The organism is Aurantiacibacter xanthus, assembly GCF_003584015.1.
In the GTDB taxonomy this organism is placed as follows: domain Bacteria; phylum Pseudomonadota; class Alphaproteobacteria; order Sphingomonadales; family Sphingomonadaceae; genus Alteraurantiacibacter; species Alteraurantiacibacter xanthus.
Genome location: NZ_QXFM01000144.1, coordinates 34,349 through 50,179, shown reverse-complemented (window position 1 = coordinate 50,179; position 15,831 = coordinate 34,349). Strand labels below are relative to the sequence as shown.

The 15,831-nt window shown below is 65.3% G+C and carries 12 protein-coding genes; 11 read left to right on the top strand and 1 reads right to left on the bottom strand.

The genetic code is table 11. The features are described from left to right. The first annotated feature begins 79 nt into the window (after window positions 1–79). The 8 genes from ald to D2V17_RS19705 all read left to right on the top strand — a co-directional run bounded on the left by ald (window position 80) and on the right by D2V17_RS19705 (window position 10,903). Window positions 80–1,225 carry an alanine dehydrogenase gene (gene ald / locus D2V17_RS19740; RefSeq protein WP_119594856.1) on the top strand — a complete coding sequence of 382 codons (1,146 nt, stop codon included), beginning with the start codon at window positions 80–82 and terminating at the stop codon, window positions 1,223–1,225. Beyond that, window positions 1,222–2,508, top strand: a complete 1,287-nt coding sequence (gabT, locus tag D2V17_RS19735) for a 4-aminobutyrate--2-oxoglutarate transaminase (RefSeq protein ID WP_119594855.1) — start codon at window positions 1,222–1,224, stop codon at window positions 2,506–2,508. The genes ald and gabT overlap by 4 nt, the downstream gene beginning before the upstream one ends. Window positions 2,509–2,531: 23 nt before the next feature. After that, on the top strand, window positions 2,532–3,980 hold the full coding sequence (locus D2V17_RS19730) for an aldehyde dehydrogenase family protein (protein WP_220474169.1): 1,449 nt from the start codon (window positions 2,532–2,534) through the stop codon (window positions 3,978–3,980). A 99-nt stretch (window positions 3,981–4,079) separates the two neighbouring features. After that, a complete protein-coding gene (locus D2V17_RS19725) occupies window positions 4,080–5,882 on the top strand; it encodes a protein-arginine deiminase family protein (protein WP_191229319.1) in 1,803 nt (600 codons plus the stop codon). 104 nt (window positions 5,883–5,986) lie between these two features. After that, window positions 5,987–7,510: an aldehyde dehydrogenase family protein gene (locus D2V17_RS19720; RefSeq protein WP_119594852.1), complete on the top strand. Its 1,524-nt coding sequence runs from the start codon at window positions 5,987–5,989 to the stop codon at window positions 7,508–7,510. A gap of 319 nt (window positions 7,511–7,829) precedes the next feature. Beyond that, entirely contained in the window at window positions 7,830–8,693 is an 864-nt protein-coding gene (locus D2V17_RS19715; RefSeq protein WP_119594851.1) for a ThuA domain-containing protein, read from the top strand. Between the two features lie 42 nt (window positions 8,694–8,735). Continuing rightward, window positions 8,736–10,040: an MFS transporter gene (locus D2V17_RS19710; protein ID WP_119594850.1), complete on the top strand. Its 1,305-nt coding sequence runs from the start codon at window positions 8,736–8,738 to the stop codon at window positions 10,038–10,040. Between the two features lie 5 nt (window positions 10,041–10,045). Then, complete coding sequence (locus D2V17_RS19705; protein WP_119594849.1) at window positions 10,046–10,903, top strand: sugar phosphate isomerase/epimerase family protein; 858 nt, start codon at window positions 10,046–10,048, stop codon at window positions 10,901–10,903. Here the strand turns inward: D2V17_RS19705 and D2V17_RS19700 are convergent. Continuing rightward, entirely contained in the window at window positions 10,900–11,874 is a 975-nt protein-coding gene (locus D2V17_RS19700) for a sugar phosphate isomerase/epimerase family protein (protein ID WP_119594848.1), read from the bottom strand. The genes D2V17_RS19705 and D2V17_RS19700 overlap by 4 nt on opposite strands. A gap of 185 nt (window positions 11,875–12,059) precedes the next feature. Between D2V17_RS19700 and D2V17_RS19695 the strand changes: the two genes are divergently transcribed. The 3 genes from D2V17_RS19695 (at window position 12,060) to D2V17_RS19685 (ending at window position 15,710) form a co-directional block, all read left to right on the top strand. Beyond that, the gene (locus D2V17_RS19695) at window positions 12,060–12,602 is read left to right on the top strand and encodes a gluconate 2-dehydrogenase subunit 3 family protein (RefSeq protein WP_119594847.1); all 543 of its coding nucleotides are present in this window, start codon (window positions 12,060–12,062) and stop codon (window positions 12,600–12,602) included. 20 nt (window positions 12,603–12,622) lie between these two features. Further along, the gene (locus tag D2V17_RS19690) at window positions 12,623–14,320 is read left to right on the top strand and encodes a GMC oxidoreductase (protein WP_119594846.1); all 1,698 of its coding nucleotides are present in this window, start codon (window positions 12,623–12,625) and stop codon (window positions 14,318–14,320) included. Window positions 14,321–14,594: 274 nt separating this feature from the next. Further along, window positions 14,595–15,710: a Gfo/Idh/MocA family protein gene (locus D2V17_RS19685; protein ID WP_119594845.1), complete on the top strand. Its 1,116-nt coding sequence runs from the start codon at window positions 14,595–14,597 to the stop codon at window positions 15,708–15,710. Window positions 15,711–15,831: the final 121 nt, after the last annotated feature.

Sequence of the window (15,831 nt, the reverse complement as noted above, 5' to 3'; positions counted from 1 at the left end):
ACCACGGGGGGACAAGAAAGTGCGCGCCGCCCGTGGCAATCAATCCGCAGCCAAATCAGCAGCAGGGCGGAATGCGGGAATGATTATCGGAACTGTGCGGGAAATTAAGAGCCAGGAAGACCGGGTGGGTCTTGCGCCCGAAAGCGTGATGGAGCTTACAGCGCGAGGCCACAGGGTGCTGGTGGAGACGGGGGCGGGCTCGGGCATCGATGCCACCGACGAAGCCTATCTCGCCGCGGGAGCCGAGATCCGCGATCACGCCAGGGCCGTGTTCGACGAGGCCGAGATGATCGTCAAGGTCAAGGAGCCTCAGCCTGTCGAGCGCGCCATGCTGCGTCCGGGGCAGGTTCTCTTCACCTATCTGCATCTCGCGCCCGATCCGGCGCAGACGCATGATCTGGTCAAGTCTGGCGCAACCTGCATCGCCTATGAGACGGTGACCGATGCCGCTGGCGGTCTGCCCTTGCTGAAGCCGATGAGCCAGGTTGCCGGGCGAATGTCCGCTCAGGCAGGCGCGACCGCCTTGCAGAAGGTGCATGGCGGTCGCGGCGTGCTTCTGGGCGGCGTGCCCGGCGTGCTTCCGGCCAGAGTCACGATCCTTGGCGGCGGCGTGGTGGGCTTCCACGCGGCGCAGATGGCCGTGGGGCTTGGCGCCGAAGTCACCATTGTCGACCGCAATCCGGCGGTGCTTGAGCGCCTCGCCACCCATTTCGAAAACCGGGCGCGGACGTCCTTCGCCAGTCAGGCGGCGGTCGAGCGGCTGGTTGCCGAGGCCGACCTCGTGATCGGCGCGGTGCTGGTGCCCGGCGCATCGGCTCCGAAAATGGTGACGCGCGCAATGCTGTCCACCATGCAGAAGGGCGCGGTGCTGGTCGATGTCGCGATCGATCAGGGCGGATGTTTCGAGACTTCCCGGGCGACCTCGCATGCCGATCCGACCTATATCGTCGATGGCATCGTGCATTACTGCGTCGCCAATATGCCCGGCGCCGTGGCGCGCACCAGCACCTATGCGCTTAACGCAGTGACCTTGCCGCATGTCATCGCGATGGCGGATCTCGGCTGGCAAGAGGCACTCAGGCGCGACGGGCACCTGCGTCAGGGGCTGAACGTGTGGAATGGCGCGATCACTTGCGAACCGGTGGCGCGCGAGCTTGGCGAGGAATGGACGTCGCCGGAAACTGCGCTTGGCATCGCGGCGGCCGCTTCGGGAGAGGGCAAATGAGCGACAACAAGAGCCTTCAGGCCCGCCGTGAGCGGGTTGTGCCGCGCGGCGTGGCTTCGGCCACTGCGATCTTCATCGACAAGGCGCAGAACGCGCAAATGTGGGATGTCGAGGGCAGGCGGTATATCGATTTTGCCGGCGGGATCGCCGTGCTCAACACCGGGCATCGCAACCCTGCGGTGATGGAGGCGGTGCAGGGCCAGCTTGACCGCTTCACCCACACCGCCTTTCAGGTGTCCGCCTACGAGCCCTACATCCGCCTTTGCGAACGGCTCGTCGAGCGGGCGCCGTTTTCCGGCGATGCGAAGGCAATCCTGTTCACCACCGGCTCCGAAGCGACCGAAAACGCCGTCAAGATCGCCCGCGTGGCGACCGGACGCTCGGCGGTGATCGCCTTTGGCGGCGCGTTTCACGGGCGCACCTTGCTGGCATCGGCGATGACCGGCAAGGTCGCGCCCTACAAGCGCGGTTTCGGCCCCATGCCGGGCGAGGTCTACCATGTGCCTTTCCCCACCGGGCGGGATGGCGCGGGAGTGGAGGCTTCGCTGGCCGCCATCGCGCAGCTTTTCGCGACCGATATCGAGCCCGAGCGGGTGGCCTGCATCATCATCGAGCCGGTGCAGGGCGAGGGCGGTTTTCACGTCGCGCCGCCTGAGTTTTTCGCCGCGCTGCGCACGCTTTGCGATGCCCACGGCATCCTGCTGATCGCTGACGAGGTGCAGGCCGGGTTCGCGCGCACCGGCAAGCTGTTCGGGATCGAGCACAGCGGCGTCGAGCCGGACCTTGTCTGTATCGCCAAGTCATTGGCGGGCGGCTTTCCGCTGTCCGGCGTGATCGGCAAAGCTGAGGTGATGGATGCGGTCGAGCCGGGCGGGCTTGGCGGCACCTATGGCGGTTCGCCAGTTGGCTGCGCTGCGGCCCTGGCCGTGCTCGATGTGATCGAGAAAGACGGCCTGTGCGCCCGTGCCGAGGCCATCGGGCAGGCCATAAAGGAACGCCTGCGCGGCTGGTGTACCGCCGGTTTGCCCGTCGCCAACGTCCGCGGACTGGGTGCGATGATCGGGTTCGATGTCATCGACAAGAACGGCAAACCCGATGGTGCGCAGACCAAGGCAGTGATCCGTGCCGCGCTCGAGAACGGGCTGGTCGTGCTCTCATGCGGCGCGGGCGGTGAAACCATCCGCATCCTCGTTCCGCTGACGGCGGAAGACAGCCTGATCGAGGAGGGGCTGGCCGTGCTGGCAGATGCGCTCGCCAGCACGGCCACGGGATCGGTACTGTGATGCAGGCGCACGACCTGACGGCTATGTTGCGCCAGCCTCGGCTGCTGCGTCAGGAGGCCTACATCGGCGGTGCGTGGGTCGATGCAGACCGGCGGCTCGCCGTCGACAACCCCGCAACGGACGCCGTTCTTGGCTACGTGCCCGACCTCGGGGCAGGGGAAGCCGAGCGCGCCGTAACCGCAGCCAATGCGGCTCTGGCAGAGTGGAAAGCGCGCCCGGCAAAGGAGCGCGGCGTTATCCTGCGCCGCTGGGGCGAGCTTCTCAACGAGCATGCAGACGATCTCGCCACCATCCTGACCGCCGAGCAAGGCAAGCCGCTGGCCGAGGCCAAGGGCGAGGTCGGCTATGCCGCAGCATTTCTCGAGTGGTTTTCCGAGGAAGCGCGCAGGGTGATGGGCGAGATGATCGCGCCGCATCAGGCCGATCGCCGATTGCTGGTGTTCCGTCAGCCGGTGGGCGTGGTGGCGGCGATAACGCCGTGGAATTTTCCGCTCGCGATGATCACGCGCAAGGCTGGGCCGGCGCTGGCGGCGGGCTGCACTTTCGTGGTGAAGCCCTCGGAGCTGACCCCTCTTTCGGCGCTGGCTCTGGCCGCGCTTGCCGAGGAGGCGGGGGTTCCGCCGGGGGTGTTCAATGTGGTGACGGGCGATGCGGCTGCCATCGGCGAGGTGCTGACCACGAGCGAACTGGTGAACAAGTTTACCTTCACCGGCTCCACCGCGGTGGGCAAGATGCTGGCGGCCAAGTGCATGGGCACCGTCAAGCGGGTGAGCCTTGAACTGGGAGGCAATGCGCCGTTCATCGTGTTCGATGACGCCGATCTTGCCGAAGCGGTGAAGGGGGCGTTGGCGTCCAAGTTCCGCAATTCCGGGCAGACCTGCGTTTGCGCAAACCGCTTCCTCGTTCAGGAAGCGATGGTTGCGCCCTTCGCCGAGGCTTTGAGCGCTGCGGTGGAAGGCTTTGTGGTCGGCAATGGCCTTGCCGGCAACACAGACCAGGGCCCGCTCATTGCAAGGTCTGCGGCAGACAGGGTTGGCCGCCATGTGCGCGACGCGCTTGCGGGCGGGGCGATGTTGCACAGCGGCGGCGAGCAGCATCAGGCGGGCGACCGCTTTTACGCGCCTACGGTGCTTTCAGCGGTTTCGCCCGATGCCTTGCTGTGGCGCGAGGAGACCTTTGGGCCGGTCGCCGCGATCACCCCGTTCGCCAGTGAGGGGGAGGCGATTGCGCTGGCCAACCGCAGCAGGGCAGGCCTTGCCGCCTATGTCTATACTGCCGATGCCTCGCGCCAATGGCGGACGATGGAGCAGCTCGCATACGGAATGGTGGGCGTGAACACCGGCCTCATCTCGACCGAGGTGGCGCCTTTTGGGGGCATCAAGGAGTCCGGGCTTGGACGCGAGGGATCGCACCTCGGGATGGACGACTATCTGAATATCAAACTCGGGTGTCTGGCGGTTCAGCCGTCCTGACCGGCTGAGGCGGCGCGTAGCCGAACTACCCCCTTCAGGGGACTTGCTCGGGTGCGCGACCATATGCCCTTATCGCAGAAACCAAGGGAGGGTTGTGCCATGAGGTCTTGCAACGTCGCACGAAGGAAGATGCTGCTCTGCGGTGTGGCTGGAGCCATGCTCTGCGCTTCGGCGCGCGCCCATGCGGTCGAGCCTGAGATACTGGCCGACACCAACCGCGACGGACTTGTCGACGCGGCGGACCGGGACGGAAAGGCGCTGTGGAGCGACGATCGCGGCGCGATCTTGCTGGCGAATATCGGCGATGTGGCAAACCGCTGCCCCAAGCCCGCGCAGACCGACCTCAGCGATGACGAACTGGAGGCCTGCAACGATGCGCAGGGCGAGGAGGCCCGCGCTCCAGAGTACTTCGCGCCCGTTCGGGTGATGCCCATTGCTGACGTGGCACAGGGCGCCACTGGCCGCGTGATTGCGGTTGGCGCCGGGGCGCAGAACATTCGCGTATTCGTCAAGCGAGGCGAGGGGTGGAAATTCCTGGCCCCGACGGATCGACTTTCGGCCGAAGACCTTCGCGCAGGATTGCAGCTCGGGGTCGATGCGCGCGATGTCGCGCGCGATGCTGCGGTCTGGGATGGCCGCATCACGCTCGAACTTGCCGTCGACGCGGCGGGACAGACCCGTTCCGATCGCGTGGCCATGCGTGTTGCGCCGGTGGTGCTGCACAACCACACGCAGAATGCGACCCGCATCTTCGCCGTCAAGAGTGGGCGCGCGAAGGCTCACCAGCAATTTGTTGCCGACCTCTCCAGCACCTTGTCGCAGATCGGTTTCCAGCAACCGGTCGAAATCATCGACACCTTCGACAACTGGGCGCAGGACTTCGTCGAGTTCGGCTATATGGCCATGCCCGCTCCTGAAGGCGCGATGAAGGTCATCAGGGTGGCGATCCGCTCTCCCCAGCCCACGCGCTCAGCCGGGCGCGCCTTGTTCGACCTTCGCGGCCCCGGCGTGGGCGTGGTGCAGATCGGCGGCGACAACTATCATCAGGCCGATTCCTTCGGCAATCTGGAAACGGTGCCGCCTTACGAGACGAACGGACGACGCTATCCTGGCGGCCGCGTGATCTATGGCGATGCCGGAGACGGGCTGTCGCCGCATCATGACATGGTGTCCTTTTTCGAGGCGCAGGAGGTGCAGGATCCGATCCTGCTTGATACCTCATGGCTGGCAATCGCCCATGTCGACGAGTTCGTGCAGTTCCTGCCCACCGACAACGCGCGCGGCTGGGTGATTGCGATCAAGGATGTGCCGAGCGGTCTGGAAGTGCTGCGCGATGCCCAGCGGCGCGGCTTCGGCGATCGCCCCGCTTTCTCCGTCGCGGGTGGCCACGAGCTGACCATCGACGACGTGCTGGCCGACGACGATCTGATGCGCAAGAACGAGCTTGCAAGGCGGCGGGTGGAGCTGAACCTCGCCATCCTTATGGCAGAGACGGGTGTCACCGAAGACGAGGTGCTGCGCGTGCCCGGCCTGTTCCACACCGCCGAATTTGCCGTTGATCCGGAGGATGCCCTGACGGAGGGCGCACCGCCGCCAATGCTGCCGCCGGATCTCGACTGGCCGCGCGAGGAAATCGTCTACGGCCCCGGTACGCTCATCGCCTACTATCCGGCGGCTGTGAACGGCGTGGTGGTGGATCGGCACAATTACATCATGCCAAGCCAGTGGGGCCCGGTGATCGACGGTGTTGATCTGCTGGGCGAAGCGGTCAGCGCGGCCTATGCGAAGCTTGGCATCACGACATGGTCGGTCGACGACTGGCGCAGTCATCACGTTCTCGGCGGCGAAGTGCATTGCGGCACCAATGCCATGCGCGAAATCGGTGACGCGTGGTGGCGTTGAGCGCGCGCGCTCCTACCACCCCGGGGTGACTTTCCACGTCTTCGCGACTTTGCGAAGTCCTCTGCATGTACAGGGCTGCCCCACCCGTTGTGGGGCAGCCTCCCATGACAGGAAGACCGCAGATCGTGACCGAAACCACCCCCAATCTTGTGCGTCTGGGAGACGCGGCCCAAGCCTTTATCGCCCGCAATCGCGGCCTGTTCATCGATGGCGAATGGCATCAGCGCGAGGCGCGGATCGACGTGCTCGATCCGGCGACCGCCAAGCGGATCACCACCGTCGCGCGGGGCAATGCGGCGGATGTCGATCTTGCCGTGGCCGCCGCGCGAAAGGCGTTCGACGAAGGGCCCTGGGCAAGGATGACGCCTGCTGAGCGAGGCAAGCTGGTGTGGCGGCTGGGCGATCTGGTCGAGCGCCATGCAGACGAACTGGCCGAACTGGAGGCGATCGACAACGGCAAGCCGGTGACAGATGCGAGGTGGGGCGATGTGGCCTTTTCGCACGAACTGCTGCGCTACATGGCCGGCTGGAGCACGAAGCTGACGGGCGAGACGATCCCCCTTTCGCAGCCCAGTGCCTTTCATGCCTATACCCTGCGCGAGCCGGTCGGGGTCTGCGCGCAGATCGTGCCGTGGAATTTCTCCTTCATGATGGCGATCTGGAAAGTCGCCCCGGCGCTGGCGACCGGGTGCACCATCGTTCTCAAACCGGCGGAGCAGACGCCTCTGACCGCCTTGCGGCTGGCCGAACTCGTGCAGGAAGCAGGCTTCCCGGACGGTGTCTTCAACGTGGTGACGGGCCTTGGCGAGGAGGTCGGGGCGGCGCTTGCCGCGCACGATGCTGTCGACAAGGTCGCCTTCACCGGCTCGACCGAGGTCGGGAAGAAAATCCTCGATGCGGCAAAAGGCAATCTGAAGAAGGTCTCGCTGGAGCTGGGTGGAAAGTCGCCCATGATCCTGTTTGCCGATGCCGATCTCGATGTGGCCATTCCGGCGATCGCCTCCGGCATTTTTTACAACATGGGGCAGACCTGCACCGCCGGCAGCCGCCTCTATGTCGAGGAGAGCATTGCCGAGCATGCGCACGAGGCGCTGGCCGATCATGCGAAGGGCCTGCGGATCGGGCCGGGTCTCGACCCGGCGACGCAGATCGGGCCGCTGGTCTCGGCCGAGCAGCAGGACAAGGTGCTGGGCTATATCCGTTCGGGCTTAGCCGAGGGTGCCAGATTGCTCTGCGGTGGTGAGCGCCACGGAGAGGTCGGCTATTTCGTCCAGCCGACGATCCTGGCCGAGACAAGGCCCGATATGGCCGTGGTCAGGGAAGAGATCTTCGGCCCGGTCCTCGTCTCCTCCACCTTTGCTGATGGCGATGTCGCCAGCGCGGTGCGGGAGGCGAACAACAGCATCTACGGCCTTGCCGCGAGCCTGTTCACGCAAAATATCGACCGTGCGCATTCGGTAGCGAAAAAGATCAAGGCTGGCACGGTCGGGATCAACACGCACCATGTGATCGATCCGGCTCTTCCGTTCGGGGGTTTCCGTCAGTCCGGTTGGGGGCGCGAAATGGGGTGGAGTGCGATTGAACTGTACACCGAGCTGAAGTCGGTCGGAGTGGCCCTGAATTGCTGAGCGTCAGACCAAATGCGCCGCCGCTATGCGCTTGCCGCCCCTGACTGACAGGGACGAAGCGCGGCTCGCCACAATGCCGCTCAGCCGGAGGCGATGGCCGGGCCATTGATGTCGAGTGCCAGCCGACGAAAGACGATACGGCCGCAGCGCTCCGGTATATCGCGGGCCTCTGCAAGAAGTAGCGCTCTCCCACTTCCCCGGCTTCTTCCCTGTTTCTTGCGATTAGTGGTCGATTTTGTGAATGGTAGCGCTACAACGGTGTTCGAATCTGATTCAGATGCTGTCGCAATAAGACGACGCGGTGAGAGGGAGTGGATTTATGGCAGGGATTTCGCGCGCGCGATTGGCGCGTGCTCTCGATCTGGTGACGGTGTTCGCGCTGGCGGCGATCGTGGCGCTGGTGGCCTTCGGCTGGAGCGGGTTTCAGCGGTACTACGTTGACGGGGTGAAGCTGCTGGCCGCCACCGCACCGGACGAGGCCGAGCGGCCTGCGATCCTCGTCTTCTCCAAGACCCGCGGATATCGCCATGATGATGCGATCCCGGCTGCCAACGACCTGTTCGCCCGCTTCGCCCGCGAGCAGGGATGGGACTACTTCCAGACCGAGAACGCCGCCAACTTCACCCCCGAGATGCTCGCCCGGTTCGATGCGGTGGTGTTCAACAATGTCAGCGGAGACGTGTTCACGCCGCAGCAGCGCGAGGCGTTTCGCGCCTATGTCGAAGGCGGCGGCGGCTTCGTCGGGTTTCATGGTTCGGGCGGTGACAACGAATATGCCTGGCGCTGGTACGTCGATGAACTGATCGGCGCGCAGTTCATCGGGCACCCGATGGCCCCGCAGTTTCAGAGCGGGCGGCTGGTGCCTGAAGGCGGAGACCATCCCGCTACTGCCGGGCTGCCGCCGCACTGGTTCTGGATCGACGAGTTCTACAGCTTCGAAGCTTCCCCGCGCGCCAAGGGCTACGATATCCTGCTGACGATCGATGAGGAGAGCTACGCGCCCGAGCGTCTGGCGATGGGCAGCGATCACCCGATGGCCTGGTGGCACTGTCAGGGCGGCGGCCGCGCGTTCTATTCCGCCCTCGGTCACCGGCCTGAGAGCTATACAGAGCCCGAATATCAGGCCATGCTGCTTGGCGCGACACGATGGGCGCTCCGGCTGGAGGGCAACGGTTGCGAATAGTAAGCCGGAAAATAAGCCGGCGCGGGAGATGGACGGATTTACATGACTGAAGCGCAAGCCAGCGCGGGCAATGCCCGTGCGCTGTTCAGAGTATGCCTGCTCGCGGTTCTGACCGCGGCGATGGGCTTTTCGATCCGCACCGGCGTGTCCGGGGCGATCAAGGCCGAGTTGCTCGATCCATGGATGCCGATGAGTTCGGGCGAGATGATCGCTGCCACGCTCGGCTATTCGTTCCTCGGCTTCGCGCTCAGCCTGCTCGTGATCTCGCCGTTTCTCGATGTGATCGGCGCCAAGAAGGTGGTGCTGTTCTCGTCGTCCTCGTTCATCGTCGGGCCGCTGCTGATCCTGCTCTCGCCCATGGCGGGCGCGGGGGAGGCCATGTACCTCATGCTCAATATCGGCATGATCGTATGCGGGCTGGGCTGGGGGGCGATGGAGGCCTCGACCAATCCGGTGACGGCGGCAATCTATCCCGAGGACAAGACCGGCAAGCTCAACGCGCTGCATGCGTGGTGGCCGTTTGGCGTAATCCTCGGCGGGCTGGCTTCGGTGTTCCTGAAGGACGGGATGGGCCTTAGCTGGCAACTGATGATCGGCCTTATCATGGTCCCGGCAGTGCTGTGTTTCGTGCTGACGCTGCCGCAGACCTTCCCGGTGACCGAGAGCACCGCCAAGGGCGTGTCTTTCTCCGCCATGATCCGGGAGCCGTTCCGGCACGCGAGCTTCTGGGTGTTCCCCGCGATCATGTTCCTGACCGCCTCGGCCGAACTGGCTCCGGGCAGTTGGGTCGACGTGGCATTGACCCAGACCGTGGGCATGCCGGGCATTCTCGTGCTGGTTTACGTCTCGGCCATCATGTTCGTCATGCGGCACTTTGCCGGGCCGCTCGAACGGCGCTTTTCGGACATTGGTCTGCTGTGCATGTGCTGTGTGCCCGCCGCCATCGGGCTCTACCTGCTGAGCCTTGCGAACTCGCCGGTCACCGCGCTGGTGGCGGCGACTGCCTGGGCAGTCGGCGTGTGCTTCATGTGGCCGACCATGCTCGCGGCGACCTCCCGCCGCTATCCTGACAGCGGCCCCTGGGGCATCGGCATTGTCGGCTTCGCCGGAGCCATGGCCATCTACGCCGTGCTCCCGAAGATCGGCGAGATCTACGACCGTGCCAAGCTGGAGAAGGCGGGCGGGGCCGAGGCCTTTGCCGCGCTGCTGCCGGGGCCGGAATTGCAGGAAGTGCTGGCCTTTGCCGCCGAGAAGAGCTTCCAGGCCATCGCCGTGGTGCCAGTGATCCTGTTCGTGATCTTCGGCGCGCTGTGGCTGGTCGAACGCCGCAGGCGCCAGCGGAGCTGAGGCGCTTGCGGATCGGGATCAACCTGCTGCTGTGGACCGGCCACGTCACGCCGGAGCTTCTTCCGGTGCTGGAGCATATCGCCGCCACGGGGTTTGACGGGGTCGAGGTGCCGCTGTTCGATACGGGCGACCCCGCTCACTATCGGCGGCTGGGCGCCATGCTCGACGGGCTGGGGCTGGCCCGCACGGCTTCGACCGCTTTCACAGATCCGGGCCAGAACCCGGTTTCCCCCGCGGCGAGCGAGCGGGCGGCGGCGCTCGACTATGCGCGCGCAGTGCTGGATTGCGCGGCGGAACTGGGCGCCGGGCTGGTGGTTGGCCCGCTGTTTCAGCCGCTGGGTCATTTCACCGGCACGGGCCCGAGCGAGGCCGAGCGTGAACGCTGCGCAGAGTTCCTTGGCGACCTTGCGCCTTATGCCGCGGAGCGCGGGATCGTCCTAGCGGTGGAGCCGCTGAACCGGTTCGAGGCCCATGTTCTCAATACCGGCGCTCAGGCGCGCGAGATGATTGCGCGGGTTGGCGACCCGGCCGTGGGCATCCTCTACGACAGCTTCCACGCGCATATCGAGGAGCGCGACCCCATTGCCGCGCTCGATGCGATGCTGGCGGCAGGCGCGCTCGCCCATGTCCATATCTCGGAAAACGATCGCGGCACGCCGGGCACCGGACAGGCGCGCATCGCCGAGGCCATCGCCTTGCTCGCCACACGCGGCTACGATGGTTGGCTGACCATCGAAGCCTTCGGCCAGGCGGTGCCTGAACTGGCCGCCGCCACGCGTGTGTGGCGGCCGTTCTTTGCTGATCCGGTCGACGTTGTGGAGGGCGGATATGCCTATATCCGCCACTGCCTCACCGCATGCTAGGCTTCCAGTCCCAGCAGGAATTGCGCCGACTTCTCCATCGCTTCGGGGCGCGGGATGGTGAACGGCGGTTCCTGTTCGACGAAGTAGTGCGCCACGCCGATATCGGCGGCAATCGGCAGCACACTGGCCCAGTCGATCCGGCCCGAGCCGACCTCGGTCGGAGTGGCGCCGAAATAGAAGCTCTGCGCCCCGCCCTTGGCGACATCCTTGACGTGCAGCGAAGTGACGCGAGGGCCGAGTTCGGTCAGCATGGTGGCGGGGTCGAGCCCGGCCTGCGCCACCCACCCGAGGTCAAGCTCGACCTTGAGCAGCGCCGGGTCGGTTTCGGCCATCAGCACGGCCCACGGCGTGGTATCCCCCAGCGGGGCAAATTCGATATTGTGGTTGTGGTAGGCCACCGGGATGCCGCGTTCCTGCATCTGCGCGCCGATTTCGTTGAAGCGCGCAGCCGTGCGTTGCCAGAAGGCCAGATCCGTGCCCGAAAAGGCGCGCGATATGGCTGCCGGAAAGGCCTCGCCTTCTCCCATGGCAAAGCCATCGGGCAGGATCGGAAAGGGGATCACCAGTTGCTTGACGCCGAGCGTCTGGGCGGCTTCGGCAATGGTGTCGGGGGCAGCCTCGAAGGTGAGGTCGTTGCCCGGCACAAAGGCTGCCGCCGGCACGTGCAGGCTGGCAATCGGCAGACCGGCGGCGTCGGCCAGCTTGCGAATGTCCGCCGGGGTCTGGCCGTAAAGGCCGGGCAGTTCGATCTCGCCGTAGCCCATCGCCTTCACGGCGGCGAGCGTGGCCCCCAGATCGGCACCGACCTCGTCGCCCAGCGCATAGAGTTGCAGCCCGATCGGCTTGCCGATCCGCTCGAAGAATCTGGTCGGGGCCGGAGCCTGCTCCCCGCCGCCGCATCCCGCCAGCAGGACAACAAGTCCGGCAGCGCCGGTGGTGCGCAGCAAGGTACGCCGATCGAAACTGGTCATGATTTCCTCTCCTTGTGTCGGCTATTTGAACGGCCGAACAATTTCTTCGTCCGAGCCGGGCATACCGGATCGATTGATTTGCTGAAAGCCATAGCCTTGTTTAGATTTTGGGAAAATCGGGAGATGAATGTTGATGCCTGATTGGGACGGGATGAACCGGCAGCACGCTGCTGCGTCGCCTATTGTTGCTGGCCGGTGCCGGCGCTGCACTCAGCGCTTGCGACGCAATCGGTCTTGCGGACGAAGACAGCCCCTTTCGCTACAGCGCCGAGGACATGGCGCTGATCACCGCGCTGGCCGACCGGATCGTGCCGAAGGGTGACAGCGTGGGCGCGCTCGATGCCGGTGTGCCCGCTGCGTTCGAGGGGCTGATGGCGAACTGGGCGAGCGAGGAAACGCGCGCGCAGATGGCGGGCGTGCTGGCGGCTCTGGGCGCGCTGGGCGGCGGCTTTGCTGCGCTGCCGGCGGGCGAACAGTCGCGGCTGCTGGCTGACTATGACGCCGCCGCCCTGGCACCGGCCCCGCAAGGCGAGGAGGAACTGTTCAGCCCGCCGTCCGCGAAAGATGCGGATTATCAGAGGTTCAAGCAGATCATCGTCCTCCTGTTCTACGTATCGGAGCCGGCGCTGACGCACGAACTCGCCTACACCCACATGCCCGGACGGTGGGATCCGTCCATTCCCGTCACTCCCGAGACCCGCCCCGAAGGCGGGGCCGGCAGTTTCTGAGTCAATAAGGATCGTTTGCCATGGATTTCGACGCAATCGTCATCGGCTCGGGAATGAGCGGTGGTATGGCCGCCAAGGAACTGACCGAGCGCGGGCTGAAGGTGCTCGTGCTCGAGCGCGGCAGGAATATCGAACGCGGTAAGAAGGAAGACCAGACCGACTGGATGCAGCCATGGGACCTGCCCAATGGCGGCAATGTCCCCGAGGACGAACTGGCGGCGGACTACCCCGTGCAAGGCCAGTGCTATGCGCTGTCCAGCGCGACCAAGCATCTGTTCGTGAAAGACAGCGAGCACCCCTACAAGACACCCGAGGGCAAGCCCTTCAGCTGGATCCGCGGCTATCATCTGGGTGGCCGGTCGATCATGTGGGGACGCCAGACCTACCGCCTGTCGCAAATGGACTTCGAGGCCAATGCGCGCGACGGGATCGGGTCGGACTGGCCGATCCGCTACGATGACATCGCCCCGTGGTACAGCCATGTCGAGAATTTCATCGGCGTCTCAGGCTCGCGCGAGGGACTGCCGCAGTTGCCCGATGGCGACTTTTTGCCCCCATTCGCACTGAACGATGGCGAACTTGCCTTCAAGGCGGCGGTGGAAAGCCGGTTCCCCGGCCGCAAGGTCATTCCGGGGCGCGCCGCGAATCTGAGCGAGGCGCGTCCGCACCATCAGGAACTGGGCCGCGCGCCGTGCAAGGTGCGATCGCTGTGCGAGCGTGGCTGCATGTTCGGCGCTTACCATTCCAGCCTCAATTCCTCGCTGCCTGCCGCCGAGCGGACGGGCAACCTGACCGTCATCACCGATGCCATCGTGCATTCGATTGTCTACGATCCCGCCAGCGGCAAGGCGACCGGGGTGCAGGTGGTGGACGCCAAGACGAAGGCGGGCTCGACCTACAAGGCGAAGGTGATCTTCTGCTGCGCCTCGACGATCGGCACCGCGCAGATCCTGCTTAATTCGGCCAGCGAGGCGATGCCGCGTGGCCTCGCCAACGGCAGCGATATGGTGGGCCGCAACCTGATGGATCATCTCTATCAAATGCTGACGGTGGCGACCTTCGACAATCTGCCCGACACATATTATTTCGGGCGCAGACCGACCGGCTTCTACATCCCGCGCTATCGCAATCTCAATGGCAACGATGAGCCGTTCCTGCGTGGCTACGGCTTTCAGGGCGGCTTCTCGCGCAAGGGCGGAGCGAGCGCTGCGCTCGCTCAGGCGGGGATCGGCGAAGAGCTGAAGGCACGGGCTCGGGAACTGGGGCCGTGGACGCTGTTTCTGGCCGGGTTCGGCGAGGTGTTGCCCAATCCCGAGAACCGCGTGACGCTCGACAAGAGCGAAACCGATCAATGGGGGATCCCGCTGGTCAACATCTCCTGCGCCTTCGGCGAGAACGAGCGCAAGATGACCGAGACAGTGCAGGCGGATGGCCGGGCCATGGCAGAGGCGGCGGGCGGCACCGTCACGGCCTCGATAAGCGGTGGCTCGCCTCCGGGGCTCGGCATTCACGAGATGGGCACCGCCTGCATGGGCAAGGATCCGGGCAAGTCGGTGCTCAACAAGTGGAACCAGACGCACGAGGTGCCCAATCTGTTCATCACCGACGGCGCGGCGATGGCTTCGAGCGGGTGTCAGAACCCCTCGCTGACCTACATGGCCCTGTCGGCACGGGCGGCGGATACGGCGGCCTCGATGCTGTCCGAGGGCGTGTTGTAACAGCGCGGTTCAGGCCTGCTCGCCGCCGCCAATCCGTCCGCCCGCGCGGCTCATGGTGCGGGCGGCGGGCGACGGGCGGCGGGCGGCGCCTCTCTTGCCGCGCGATGGTGGCGAAGATGGCCGGGAAGGCCGACACGGCCTCATCGGCCGAGGCACGCTGCAACCTATACCGTGAAACATCGTGCTCCGTTCCCAAAGTCCGGGCTATGAACCTTGACGCGGGCTTCGGCAGCAAACTAGGATTACTCTAACAAAATGAACGTCGGGAGATAGTATGCGACGCCTCAGAATGGGCATGATCGGCGGCGGGCCGGGTGCCTTTATTGGTCCCGTGCACCGGATCGCAGCGGAACTTGATCGCGAGATCGAACTGGTGGCGGGCGTGTTCTCCTCGGATGCGGGCCGGTCGCGCGCCGCGGCAGACCAGTATCTGATCGATCCCGAACGGGCTTACGGCGACCTCGCCACCATGCTGGCGGCGGAAAAGGCGCGCGAGGACGGGATCGATTTCGTCACGGTCGTCACTCCCAATCACAACCATCTGCCTTCGGTAAAGGCCGCGCTGGCTGCCGGTTTTCCCGCCATGAGCGACAAGCCGATGACCGCCACGCTGGACGAGGCGCGCGAACTGGCGGGCGTGGTGCGGGAGGCGGGGCTGCCCTATGGGCTCACCTTCACCTATACCGGCTATCCGCTGGTGCGTGAGATGCGCGAGCGCATTGCTGCCGGTGCACTGGGAACCTTGCGCAAGGTGGTGGTGGAATATCCGCAAGGATGGCTGTCGCAGCCGGCCGAGGGCAAGCAGGCCGAATGGCGCGTCGATCCCGAGCGGGCGGGCGCAGGTGGCTGCATCGGCGACATCGGCGTGCATGCTTTCAACCTTGCCGAATTCGTCACCGGCCAGAAGGTGACACGGCTGCTGGCCGATCTTGCCGCGGTGGTTCCGGGGCGCCAACTCGATGACGACTGCACGGTGCTGATGCGCTTTGCCAATGGCGCGCGCGGCGTGCTGCTGGCGAGCCAGATCGAGGTCGGCGAACTTAACGGCCACCGCATCCGTGTCTATGGCGAGAACGGCGGCATGAGCTGGAAGCAGGAAGAGCCCAATAGGCTCACTATCCACCACGCCGACGGGCGCACCGAACTGGTGCGCGCGGGTGACGCTTCGCTCGGTGGCCTTGCCAGAGCCCGCACCCGCACGCCGGGCGGCCATCCTGAAGGATATCTTGAAGCCTTTGCAAATATTTACCGCGACTTTGCTGCACTGTTGCGGGGTGAGCAGGCCGAATGTCTGCAAGGCGTGGAAGAGGGCCTGCGCGGCATGGCCTTCATCGATACCGCGGTGCGCGCCAGCGCGACCGAGGCGGGCTGGGTCGATCTGACGCTCTAGCCTCGATGCCGTGTGATCCGTTGGCCCGGAGCTTGTCCAGGGGCCACATTTGTTTTCGTGCCTTGCGCACAGGTGTCAGCTGAAAGAACTATCCCGCGACAAGCTCGGAATGAGCGGAAGG